Origin of the sequence: Halomonas sp. Cn5-12, from assembly GCF_021532545.1 — a bacterium.
In the GTDB taxonomy this organism is placed as follows: Bacteria; Pseudomonadota; Gammaproteobacteria; order Pseudomonadales; family Halomonadaceae; genus Vreelandella; species Vreelandella aquamarina.
On the sequence record NZ_JAKGAY010000053.1, the window covers coordinates 1 to 11,520 of the forward strand.

Annotated in this window: 10 protein-coding genes; 4 read left to right on the top strand and 6 right to left on the bottom strand. The window is 60.2% G+C overall.

Features of this window, described 5'->3' with window-relative positions; translation table 11 throughout:
* The first annotated feature begins 202 nt into the window (after positions 1 to 202).
* Entirely contained in the window at positions 203 to 1,111 is a 909-nt protein-coding gene (locus tag L1249_RS16690; protein ID WP_044630773.1) for a cation diffusion facilitator family transporter, read from the top strand.
* A 106-nt stretch (positions 1,112 to 1,217) separates the two neighbouring features.
* Here the strand turns inward: L1249_RS16690 and L1249_RS16695 are convergent, their stop codons facing one another.
* Entirely contained in the window at positions 1,218 to 2,123 is a 906-nt protein-coding gene (locus L1249_RS16695) for a cation transporter (RefSeq protein ID WP_042924021.1), read from the bottom strand.
* A gap of 78 nt (positions 2,124 to 2,201) precedes the next feature.
* Here L1249_RS16695 and cadR point away from each other — a divergent pair, with 78 nt between their 5' ends.
* A complete protein-coding gene (gene cadR, locus L1249_RS16700) occupies positions 2,202 to 2,612 on the top strand; it encodes a Cd(II)/Pb(II)-responsive transcriptional regulator (protein ID WP_170968092.1) in 411 nt (136 codons plus the stop codon).
* Between the two features lie 342 nt (positions 2,613 to 2,954).
* Here cadR and guaA read toward each other — a convergent pair whose 3' ends face one another.
* The 4 genes from guaA to L1249_RS16720 form a co-directional block, all read right to left on the bottom strand.
* Positions 2,955 to 4,532, bottom strand: coding sequence for a glutamine-hydrolyzing GMP synthase (guaA, locus tag L1249_RS16705; RefSeq protein WP_235253767.1), 1,578 nt, complete (start codon positions 4,530 to 4,532; stop codon positions 2,955 to 2,957).
* Positions 4,533 to 4,621: 89 nt separating this feature from the next.
* Entirely contained in the window at positions 4,622 to 6,091 is a 1,470-nt protein-coding gene (gene guaB, locus L1249_RS16710; protein ID WP_058578703.1) for an IMP dehydrogenase, read from the bottom strand.
* A 162-nt stretch (positions 6,092 to 6,253) separates the two neighbouring features.
* On the bottom strand, positions 6,254 to 6,940 hold the full coding sequence (locus L1249_RS16715) for a phosphate signaling complex PhoU family protein (protein ID WP_058578694.1): 687 nt from the start codon (positions 6,938 to 6,940) through the stop codon (positions 6,254 to 6,256).
* Positions 6,941 to 6,965: 25 nt separating this feature from the next.
* The gene (locus L1249_RS16720) at positions 6,966 to 8,165 is read right to left on the bottom strand and encodes a sodium:phosphate symporter (protein WP_074210981.1); all 1,200 of its coding nucleotides are present in this window, start codon (positions 8,163 to 8,165) and stop codon (positions 6,966 to 6,968) included.
* 228 nt (positions 8,166 to 8,393) lie between these two features.
* On the opposite strand from L1249_RS16720, the gene xseA reads away from it, so the two are divergent.
* Complete coding sequence (xseA, locus tag L1249_RS16725; RefSeq protein WP_235253768.1) at positions 8,394 to 9,737, top strand: exodeoxyribonuclease VII large subunit; 1,344 nt, start codon at positions 8,394 to 8,396, stop codon at positions 9,735 to 9,737.
* A 19-nt stretch (positions 9,738 to 9,756) separates the two neighbouring features.
* Positions 9,757 to 9,918, top strand: coding sequence for a hypothetical protein (locus L1249_RS16730; protein WP_235253769.1), 162 nt, complete (start codon positions 9,757 to 9,759; stop codon positions 9,916 to 9,918).
* Positions 9,919 to 9,949: 31 nt separating this feature from the next.
* On the opposite strand, the gene argA is transcribed toward L1249_RS16730, so the two are convergent.
* Positions 9,950 to 11,266 (bottom strand): amino-acid N-acetyltransferase, encoded by a 1,317-nt coding sequence (argA, locus tag L1249_RS16735; protein WP_235253770.1) that lies wholly within the window; start codon positions 11,264 to 11,266, stop codon positions 9,950 to 9,952.
* Positions 11,267 to 11,520 lie beyond the last annotated feature (254 nt).

Genomic DNA, 11,520 nt, shown 5'->3' on the forward strand with positions numbered 1-11,520 from the left:
GTTCATGGTGTTAGGGGTAACAACATGATACCGGCGGGAAAGCCCCCGATCTCGTTGATAGCACTGAAATTTTCAACGCTATTCAGGCAGTTACAGCACCACCTGTGGAAAAGTGGGGAGACGCTAGACAGGCGACCAGGCACAGAGTAAGCTGAATACAGCAGATGCCTCTTTATAAATAGCCACCAACTAGGTTAACCCAATGAGTCACGACCATGTGCATATACCCCCCGAGACCAAGGATAAACGCGTTGCCATCGCCATCTGGGCGAACGGGATCCTGACCCTGGCTCAGATTGGGGGAGGTATCTTTGCCGGCAGTCTCGCCCTTATCGCGGACGCCTTGCATAACTTCTCTGACATGGCCGCACTCGTCATCGCGTTCGCGGCGCAAAAAATTGCGCGCCGCCAGGCTGACGCAAGGATGACCTTTGGCTACGGACGCATTGAAATCGTTGCAGCTCTCATCAACTACACTACCTTGATCATTATCGGGATCTACCTGGTTTACGAAGGTGGCATGCGGATAATCGATCCTCCAGAGGTAAAGGGCTGGTGGGTCGTCTGGCTTGGTGGTATCGCTCTGGCTGTGGACGCCTTGACAGCGTTGCTCACCTATTCGATGCAGAAAGACAGCGTCAATATCCGTGCACTGTTTCTTCACAATCTGTCGGATGCACTCGCGTCGGTCGCCGTGGTCATTGGCGGGACTCTTATTTTGCTCTACGACATGCGCTGGGTTGATCCTGCCATCACCATCGGTATCGCGGGCTATATTCTCTACCTGGGCCTGACAGAAATCGGCGGCACCATCAGAACACTCATGCTGGGTAGCCCGGTGGACATCGATACCGATGCCGTCATTGTTGCCCTCTCCAACATCGAAGGCGTTATCGACCTTCACCATGTGCATTTTTGGCAGATGGGCGAACACGATGCCTCGCTGGAGGCCCATGTGATTATCGAGGAAAGTGCATGGGATCAGCTTGAGAATATCAAATACAGGATAAAACAGGCTCTGGCGCAGGAATTCAACATACGTCATTCAACACTGGAATTCGAGCACCCGGACCACATGCACAAGGATGCCCACACCTATGGGCACGGTTGACAGAAAATTCTCCATAAGCATCGGCGAGAGCGGCGACTATTTTAATAGGCCGCCCAGGCGCGGAATTTTGCCGGCATGAATCCGAGCAGCGAGAAAGGACCAGAGACTAATAGCGCAGTTGCAGAATTCGCCGGGCGCCATTCAGCACAATCAGCCCGATGATCAGACCAATAACCAGGTCGGGATAACGGGAACCCGTCCAGGCGACCAATACACCGGCGACGATAACGCCCACATTGGCGATGACATCGTTAGCGGAAAAGATCCAACTTGCTTTCATGTGTGCGCCGCCGTGCCGGTTTCTTGCGATAAGCACCAGACACCAGACGTTGGCCGCCAGGGCCACAAGACCAAAACCCATCATTAACGCGGATACGGGTTCGCTGCCGAAAACAAATCGCCGCCCGACTTCAGCCAGGACTCCCAGCGCCAGAATCAACTGCAGCCAGCCTGACAAATGCGCCGCGCGCAGCTTGGTGCGAAGGCTGTTCGCCACCGCATAGAGGGCGACGCCATAGACCGCGGCATCAGCAAACATGTCCAAAGAATCCGCTATCAAGCCAGTGGATTGCGCCAGCCAGCCTACCGTCAGTTCAACCACGAACATAACGCCGTTGATGGCCAGCAACCACTTCAGTATACCGGCTTCGACCTGGGCGGTTGCCTCTTCCTTCTCCCTGGCCAGGACTAAATCCTCTTCCCCCGCCGGGGTGGTTTTTTCGAGCGTGGCACCCAGCCCCAGGGAACGCATCCTCTCCTCGATGGCAGCCCCATTGTCGCCATGGAATACCCGCACCTTCCGATTCGGTGTATCGAACTCCAGTAAAACCCGGGGCTCAATACTGTCCAGAGCCATGCGGATCATCCCCTCTTCCGACGGGCAGTCCATTTTTGGTACCCGGTAGTCACTGACATAGCCATGTTGAAAAGCCGTATCAGTATTCGCTATCCCAGAAGTGGGGGCACTGGCAATCTTGTTGCTCTGGCAGTTGTCATTACACGGGTCAGACATCGAAAAAAGCCCTTGAGAATGTACAGACGGTCACTATAAACTCTATAACAACTATAGAGTCAATCGGAATATTGAGAGATGATAAAAATCGGCGAACTGTCGAAAGTGACTGGCTGCTCCGTGCAAACCATCCGGCATTATGAAAAGGAACAATTGATTGCCTCCGCAGAACGCAGTGAAGGTAATTTTCGCCTGTACGATGAAGTTGCCGTTGAGCAATTACTGTTCATCAAGCACTGTCGCAGCCTGGATCTCAGTTTGCCGGAGATCCGGCAATTATTGGGATTAAGCCGTTCCCCCGGCGCACAATGTGATGACGTGAATCGGATGATGGATAGGCATATCGAGCAGGTGGAGGCGCGTATCCAGGAACTAACCAAACTGAACGAGCAACTGAGAATGCTGCGCCGCAGCTGTTCAAACCGTCGGACAGTCGAGCAATGCGGCATATTGCGGAATTTGTCGGCTACTCCGGTTTCGAGCGGCTGACACCCGGTTCCAAAAACTCTCCTGAACGTTCTGTAACAGGGGCATTTTTCCAGCGTGGGCGCCGACCGCAATGGTGAGAGAAGAACTGCACAGCGGAAAACCGGTCAGTCTGTTGAATGACTGGTTTACCACCTATGACGGCTATTACCTGTATTACCCGAGTCGCCGTCAATCATCCCCGCTGTTTCGCTTGCTGGTGGATGCACTGAGGTTCAAATAGAAAAACCGGGTAATTCCAGGTAATTAATCAAAGTCCAAAAACAAACAACCCGGCAATGGCGCCGGGTTGAATGAACGCCTGTCATTGACAGACGGTTACCAGAGAGTGCCCGTCGTTGCCGGCTACTCCCACTCAATCGTAGCAGGCGGCTTACTGCTCACATCATAAGTCACCCGCGAAACGCCTTCCAACTCGTTGATAATCCGGTTGGAAACCTTCTCCAGCAGCTCGTAGGGCAGGTGCGCCCAGCGGGCGGTCATGAAGTCGATGGTTTCGACGGCGCGGAGCGCGATGACCCATTCGTAGCGGCGGCCGTCACCTACTACGCCTACCGATTTCACCGGTAGGAACACCGCGAAGGCTTGGCTGGTTTTCTCGTACCAACCGGCGGCGCGCAGCTCTTCGATGTAGATGGCATCCGCGTCGCGCAGAATGTCGGCGTACTCTTTCTTCACTTCGCCGAGAATCCGCACGCCCAGGCCGGGGCCAGGGAATGGGTGACGGTAGACCATATCGTAGGGCAGGCCGAGTTCGAGGCCGAGTTTGCGCACTTCGTCTTTGAACAGTTCGCGCAGCGGCTCGACGAGTTTGAGCTTCATGGTTTCCGGCAGGCCACCCACGTTGTGGTGGGATTTGATCACGTGCGCTTTGCCGGTTTTCGAGGCCGCGGATTCGATCACGTCCGGGTAGATGGTGCCCTGGGCCAGGAACTCCACGCCTTCGATTTTGCTGGCTTCTTCATCGAACACGTCGATAAAGGTGTTGCCGATGATTTTGCGCTTGGCTTCCGGGTCGTTTTCGCCTTTCAGCTTCTCCAGGAACAGCTCTTCGGCGTCCACGCGGATCACCTTTACGCCCATGTGCTTGGCGAAGGTTTCCATCACTTGGTCGCCTTCGTTCTTACGCAGCAGGCCGTTATCGACGAACACGCAGGTGAGCTGGTCGCCAATCGCTTTGTGCAGCAGCGCAGCCACAACGGAAGAGTCGACGCCGCCGGAAAGGCCCAGCAGTACGTGGCGGTCGCCGACTTGCTCGCGTACGCGCTGTACTTGGTCTTCGATGATTTGCGCGGGCGTCCACAGCTTCTCGGCTTTACAGATATCCAGCACGAAGTGCTCAAGAATCCGCTGGCCTTGCAGGGTGTGGGTCACTTCCGGGTGGAACTGTACGCCGTAGAACTGCTTCTCTTCCCAGGCCATGGCCGCAATCGGACAGCTCGGGGTAGAGGCGGTCACGGTGAAGGTGTCGGGGGCTTTGGCGACTTTATCGCCGTGGCTCATCCATACATCCAGCAGCGCGTTGCCGGTGGCGGCGTCTACGTGGTCTTTGATGTCTTTGAACAGCGCGCTTTCTGCGTCCAGGCGAATCTGGGCGTAGCCAAACTCACGCTGGTTAGAGCCTTCTACCTTGCCGCCTAGCTGCTCGGCCATGGTTTGCATGCCGTAGCAGATACCAAATATCGGCAGGCCCATTTCGAACACGCACTGCGGGGCGCGGGGGGAATCCAGCTCGGTGACGGATTCCGGGCCACCGGCCAGGATGATGCCGTTAGGGTTGTATTCGCGAATCTCTTCTTCGGTGATATCGAAGGCGCGGATTTCAGAGAATACGCCGATTTCACGTACCCGGCGGGCGATCAGCTGGGTGTACTGGGAGCCAAAGTCGAGAATCAGGATCTTATGGGCGTGAATGTCACTCATGGCGGAGCCTCTATAACGCGGAACGGGCCGCATTGGCTAAAAAGCAAGCGGCGGGGCAATGCCCGCCGCCGTGTAACTTAATGCGCTGGTTAGCTCACCCGGTAGTTGGGGGCTTCTTTGGTGATCTGCACGTCGTGAACGTGGGACTCGTTAAAGCCAGCGCCGGTAATCTGTACGAACTCGGGCTTGGTGCGCATTTCCTGAATGTCGCGACAGCCGGTGTAACCCATGGAGGCGCGCAGGCCGCCCATCAGCTGGTGAACGATGGCGCTCATCATGCCCTTGTAGGGTACGCGGCCTTCGATGCCTTCCGGCACCAGCTTTTCGGCTCCGGCGTCCTTGTCCTGGAAGTAGCGGTCGGCGCTGCCCTGGCTCTGCGACATGGCACCCATGGAGCCCATGCCACGGTAGGCTTTGTAGGTACGGCCTTGGTAAAGCTCAACTTCGCCCGGTGCTTCTTCGGTACCGGCCAGCAGGCCACCCACCATCACGGCGCTTGCGCCAGCGGCAATGGCTTTCGCCAAGTCGCCAGAGAAGCGTACGCCGCCATCGGCAATCAGCGGAATGTCGAACTCTTTCAGCGCTTCCGCCACGTTAGAAACGGCGGTGATTTGCGGTACGCCCACGCCAGCCACGATGCGGGTGGTGCAGATGGAGCCGGGGCCGATGCCTACTTTCACGGCGTCTACGCCTGCTTCCGCCAGCGCTTTGGCAGCGGCGGCGGTGGCGATGTTGCCGCCGATCACTTGAATCTCGGGGAAGTGCTCTTTGATCCAGCGAACGCGGTCAATCACGCCTTGGGAGTGGCCGTGGGCGGTATCGACGATGATCACGTCAACGCCGGCTTCGGCCAGTGCCGCGACGCGGTCCGGGGTTTCCGGGCCGGTGCCGACCGCTGCGCCTACTAGCAGGCGGCCGTCGCTATCTTTAGCGGCCATCGGGTAGGTACGGGCTTTTTCGATGTCTTGGAAAGTCACCAGGCCGCGCAGATGGAAGGCGTCATCGACAATCAGCATTTTCTCAATGCGGTGTTCGCGCATCTTGGCTTTGCTAGTTTCAAGGTCGGTGCCTTCTTTCACTGTTACCAGCCGCTCGCGGGGAGTCATAATGTCGGCAACGCTGTCGCCCACGTTAGGCTGGAAGCGCATGTCGCGCTCGGTCACGATGCCTACCAGGGTTTCGCCTTCTACCACCGGGAAGCCGGAGAAGCCGTTTTCGCGGGCCATCGCCAGCAGGTCTTCCAGCTTGGCTTTGGGGCTAACGGTGACCGGGTCTTTGACAATGACGCTTTCGTGCTTCTTCACCTTGCGCACTTCAGCGGCCTGTTGCGCCATGGTCATGTTCTTATGGATGATGCCGATGCCGCCTTCCTGAGCCATCGCAATGGCTAGACGCGCTTCAGTTACAGTATCCATTGCAGCGGAAAGCAGGGGAATATTCAGGAAGAGATTGCGGGTCAGGCGGGTTTTGAGGCTGACATCCTTTGGCAGAACGTCGGAGAAGCCGGGAACGAGGAGTACGTCATCGAACGTAAGCGCTTCTTGGGCCATACGTAGCATAGCGGCAACACCCATTGAGAAGTGGGAAGATGGGGCGTAAAAAGTTAATCGCCTATTATAACGTTTTGAGGGCCGCCCCAGCAAACCATCCTGCGATGATCTGCTGAAGGTGGCCCTCTGCGTTGGCCTGGGCGAAGCCCACTGTGGTGCGGTGCGGGCGGTTTAGTCCAGCGCGTGGTCGTCGGCTTCGCTGGGGAAGTCGAGGTCTTCCAGGCGGCCCGTCACCGCCGTGGCGATGTTGGCCAGGTGCGAGGCCACACGCTTGTAGTGGCGCGCCAGCAGCGAGTAGGCCACGGCTTCGTGGAACTCGATGCTGTCCTCTTCCCGCAGTAGGGATTCGATCAGCTCGTCGCTGATGTGACGAATCTCCCGGGTGGCGGTGATGACGCCGTGGGCCTTTTGCTCATCGGAGTTGCGCGTGGCCGCAATCAGCTCGCTAAACAGCCCTCGCAAGCGCTCGGAGATGCTGTCCAGGGGCTTCTGGTAACGGTCTACATGGAAGCCTTCGGTGTAGAACACGCCTACCTCGAAGACGTTCTTGCAGTAGTCGCCGATACGCTCGGCGTCCTTGGCCACGCTCATCAACGCTAGGCAAATGGCCACGTCGTGGCCGGGGTTGACGGTCAGGTGGCGCAGCACCTTGCGGCGAATCGAGCGCTCCAGCTCGTTGACCGCCACGTCGCGCTCGTACAGGGGCGTGCGTACGTCCTCGGCGGCCACGGTGCTGTACAGCACCTCGTTGGCCCGTGAGAACATCCAGGCGCCATGCTCCAGCATTTGGGTCAGGTCCGCGTAGGCCTGGTCGATGCTGGTTTCCGAGGTAAGCGCACTAAAAAGCTGTTTGAACATGGGGAAACCCCTCAACTGGCCGCGCTTAGCGCAGGCGGATAAAGAATTCGGTCAGCGTGATGCCCACCAGCGGCACGATCAGGAACACACCGATCAGGAACAGGAACGCATAGCGAATGTGCTGCCCTGCCAGGCGTCCATACCAGGTGGCAATGCGCAACGGAATGACCCGCAGCGGCCACCAGATCGCGGTGCCGGTAAGGTTGAAGATAACGTGAAACAGCGCCACCGTCATCGCCGCCGCAATCGGGTTGGCGGTCGCCGCCAGTAGGCTGGTCACGGTGGTACCCAGGTTGGCCCCCATCATGAACGGCAGCACACGGCGCAGGCGCACCACCCCTGCCCCCGCCAGCGGCACCATCAGGCTGCTGGTGATCGAGCTGGACTGCACCAGCACGGTCGAGATCACGCCCACGCCGTAGGCCCGCGCATCGGTACGGAAGAAGTAGGTACGGAACAGGCCATCCATATGGCGCAGCAGCGCGCCGCGCAGGTTCTGCACCATGAACACCAGGGCGGCGAACATCAGCAGCAGGCCGATGCCAGCCACCATCAGCCCAGCGGCGGCGGTGGTGGGCATCAGCGCCGCGCCCAGCCAGTTAGCGGCATCCACCACCGGAGCGGTAATGGTCTTGATCGGGCTGTTGGGGCGGGCGACTTCTTCCAGGCCAATCAGGTCCGCCAGCCATGCGGCCAGGCGGGTGAAGATGCCGTAGCCGCGCTCGTGGAACATGCCGGTCAGCCACTCCACCGGGAAGATCAGCAGCACCGTGAGGATGTTGAACAGGTCGTGCATCAGCGCCGCGGTGAACGAGCGGCGGAAGTTACGCTTGATGCGCACGTTGGCCAGCGCCACGATGACGCCCGTGACGGCCGTGCCGATGTTGGCCCCCATGATAGCGAACACCGCCGTGCCCAGGGTCATTTCGCCACTGGCCACCAGGGTCACGATCAGCGCCGAGGTGAACGAGGAGCTTTGCACGACCATGGTGACCAGCACGCCCGCCATCAAGGCGATGAAGGGGTTCTGGCCATAGGCGAAAGCGCGGGTCAGAACGTCGCTGTCGCTGCCGAAGGTGCCTAACCCCGCACCCAAAACGTTCAGAGCAGCCAGGAACAGATACAAGCACAAGCCAGCGTAGATACCTCTTAGCCAGGCGGGCACTTCGTGAGGCGCTTGGCGAGCCAGCGCAGGACGATCTTGTGAAGGTCCGAGATTCGACATGAGCAATCTGCCCTGTTGGTGAACATCTATTGTGACGCTTTCATGACACTTCTGTGTCGGCGGGCACCGTAACACGGTTTTGTGACATTTTGATGACGTTTATCTTGCAGCGCCACCTTCCGCGCGCATGGTACGCCAGAGAACCCGCCAGGGCCATTGCTGTGCGCCCTGCACGTATTGTCTAATGAGCGGCCGCATCCCCGCTTTCACCCGCGACTGGAAACTCCCATGAGCGCTCCCAACGCCCCCCTGCTATCGGTCAGTCAACTCAACCTCAAGGCGCGCAAGGCACTGGAGAACGACTTGGGCGATGTGTGGGTGGAAGGCGAGCTTTCCAATGTGTCGCGCCCGGCGTCCGGGCACATCTACTTCACGCTGAAAGATGACCGCGCCCAGGTGCGCTGCGCGCTGTTTCGCCAGCGGGCACGGTTCGTATCGGCCCCCATGCGCGATGGCGACCAGGTCAAGCTGCGCGGCCGGGTCTCGCTGTTCGAGCCCCGCGGCGATTACCAGCTGATCGCCGACGCCGTGCAGGCGGCGGGGCTGGGCGAGCTGCTGGCGGCCTACGAGCGCTTGAAGGCGCAGCTGGAAGGCGAAGGGGTATTTGCCAACACCCGCCCGCTACCCTTTCCGCCCCGCAAGCTGCTGATTCTGAGTTCCGCCAGCGGCGCCGCCATCCGCGATGTGCTGGCGGTGCTGGCTGCGCGCTGGCCATTGACCGACGTGACGCTGATCCCCGTGCCGGTACAGGGCGCAGAGGCGGCCCCGGCAATGATCTCTGCCCTAGCGCTGATCAACCGCCAGACGCGGCTCGACCCCGCCCAGGATGCGGTGCTGATCACCCGAGGCGGCGGCAGCCTGGAAGACCTGTGGGCGTTCAACAACGAGCACTTGGCCCGGGCCATCTTCCACTCCCGTTTGCCGGTGATGTCTGCCGTGGGCCATGAGGTGGATGTCACCCTGGCGGATTTCGCCGCCGACATGCGCGCCCCTACCCCTTCCGCCGCCGCCGAGCGGCTGGTGCCCGACCAGCACGCCCTCAAGCGCCAACTCCAACAGGCCGAACAGCGCCTGCAGCGCGCCCTGCAAACCCGCCTGGAGCGCGATAGCCAGCGGCTGGACGCCCTGCGCGCTCGGCTCCGCCACCCGGGAGAGCGGCTGGCCCACCAGCGCCAGCACCTGCAAGCCCTCGCCCAGCGGCTAGCGCGCGCCATGCAGTTCACGCTGAGCCAGCAGCAGCGCCAGCTTGGCCAGCTCGGCCGTCGGCTGGCCAGCCAGGACATGGCCCGGCTGCACCGGGCAGAAAGCGAGCGCATCGAACGCCTGCAACGCCGCCTGGCCAGCGCCATACAGCGCCAGCTGGAAGCGCGCCAGGCACGCCTGCACAGCGCCGCCCGGGCACTCAGCGCGGTCAGCCCGCTGGCAGTACTAGGCCGTGGCTATGCCATCGCCCAGGACGAACAAGGCCAGATCGTGCGCCGCGCCCAGGATACTCAGCCGGGCCAGCTGCTCAAATTGAAGCTGGGTGAGGGGCGTTTGAACGTGGAAGTAAAACGGCGCTATCAGAAATAGCGCCGCACTGGTGATTGCCGTGCACTACGCCCGTGAAGGGGCCGACAGTGTGATCGTGCACCTCAAGGAGAGCCGCGACGCCGAAGAGACCAAGCAGCTGGTAGAGGCCGAAGGCCGCCGCCTGGTGCTGAAAGGCGATGTGGCCGCGCCCAGCTTCTGCCGGGAAATTGTCATTAGGTAGTCGATAGCGCGCATGGTGCCGGTTTCCCCCACTAACCCGCCAGATTTTTCACCAGCACCTTGGATTTACGGGCGTGGTTGTAGGCCTCGCGTTTGAGGGGGGGCAGGTCTTCCAGGCTGGCGGCGCGGAAGCCGCGCTCCACGAACCAGTGGGCGGTATGAGTGGTGAGCACGAACATATCGGAAAGCCCCTGCTGGCGGGCGCGTCGTTCCAGGGCTTCGACCAGTCGCTCGCCGCGCTCGCCGCCCCGGTAATTGCCATGCACGGCCACGCAGGCCAGCTCGCCCACGGTGGTCTCGGGGAAGACGTGCAGCGCCGCGCAGCCGATCACCATGCCGTCGCGCTCAATCACCATGTAATCATCAATTTCGTGCTCTAACCGCTCTCGGGAGCGGGCCACCAGCATGCCGCGCCGCTCCAGAGGCTCCAGCAGCTCCAGCAGGCCCGCCACGTCATTGAGCGTGGCCGGGCGCAGCTGCTCGTAGCGGTGCTGGGTGATCATGGTGCCCACGCCGTCACGGGTGAACAGCTCGCCCAGCAGCGCGTCGTGATTGCGCCACGAGAGCAAGTGAGTGCGTGCTACACCCTCACGGGCGGCGGTGCAGGCAGCACTCAAGTGTCGCGCCAATTCGCTACCCGGCGCGGCTTGCTGCAGGCGCGGCTCTGCCTCAAAAGGGGAAAGCTGGCGCAAGAGCGCGCCCTGCTCGTCCTCCAATCCTTCCGACTCGCCCAGTAGAATCAGTTTATCGGCCTTTAGGGCCACGGCGGCGTGCTGGGCCACTTCCGAGGCGTCCAGGTCGAATACTTCTCCGGTGCTGGAGAACCCCAGCGGCGGCAGCAGCACCAGCGAGCCCTTCTCCAGCAGCCCTTCGATGGCGCTGGCGCGCACCCGGCGCACCTCGCCGCTGTGATCGAAGTCCACGCCTTCGCGCACGCCAAGCGGCTTGGCGGTGACTAGGTTACCGGAAATCACGCTCAGCTCCACGCCATGCAGCGGCGTGCTGGGCAGCCCCAACGAGAGCCGCGCTTCCAGCCAGAGCCGCTGGTGCGCCGCTACCTGCTCAACGTGGGCCATCACCGCGCGATCGGCCACCCAGCGGCCATCCACCCGGGTGGGTTCTACGCCAGCGGCAGTCAGTGCCTCATGTACCTGAGGGCGAATGCCGAACACCACTACCAAGCGCACACCTAAGGTGTGCAGCAGCGCTAAATCCTGGATGAGCTGCTCCCCTCGGCCCGACGCCATGGCTTCGCCCTCAATCAAGATGACAAAGGTTCGCCCCCGGTGCGCATTAATGTATGGGGAGGCGTTACGAAACCAATCTACAAAGGGGAAACGAGTGTCCAAGGGCCGCTCTCCGGCAGCAGGTGAATGAAGGTAACGCTGTTTACTTTAACAGAGCACAAAAAACAGCGGCACCTTCTATTGCAAAGATCTTATTCAAAGATCGTGTGGTGACTGCTCCCCGCCCTAGCGGGCGAGGCTTCCCACTTCTCAGGCAGCTGCCGACGATGTGCCGGACTTACGCAAGCCTCCATGGGATTACCGCAGCTTGTATTATGTTACAACATAATAAGATCTTGATTTTATTGATTAATTAG

What these genes read in the sequence shown, in the direction of transcription:
- L1249_RS16720 (WP_074210981.1), bottom strand. Translation starts at nt 8,165, where the DNA reads ATGTCGAATCTCGGACCTTCACAAGATCGTCCTGCGCTGGCTCGCCAA.
- xseA (WP_235253768.1), top strand. Translation starts at nt 8,394, where the DNA reads ATGAGCGCTCCCAACGCCCCCCTGCTATCGGTCAGTCAACTCAACCTC.
- cadR (WP_170968092.1), top strand. Translation starts at nt 2,202, where the DNA reads ATGATAAAAATCGGCGAACTGTCGAAAGTGACTGGCTGCTCCGTGCAA.
- L1249_RS16690 (WP_044630773.1), top strand. Translation starts at nt 203, where the DNA reads ATGAGTCACGACCATGTGCATATACCCCCCGAGACCAAGGATAAACGC.
- L1249_RS16715 (WP_058578694.1), bottom strand. Translation starts at nt 6,940, where the DNA reads ATGTTCAAACAGCTTTTTAGTGCGCTTACCTCGGAAACCAGCATCGAC.
- guaA (WP_235253767.1), bottom strand. Translation starts at nt 4,532, where the DNA reads ATGAGTGACATTCACGCCCATAAGATCCTGATTCTCGACTTTGGCTCC.
- L1249_RS16695 (WP_042924021.1), bottom strand. Translation starts at nt 2,123, where the DNA reads ATGTCTGACCCGTGTAATGACAACTGCCAGAGCAACAAGATTGCCAGT.
- guaB (WP_058578703.1), bottom strand. Translation starts at nt 6,091, where the DNA reads ATGCTACGTATGGCCCAAGAAGCGCTTACGTTCGATGACGTACTCCTC.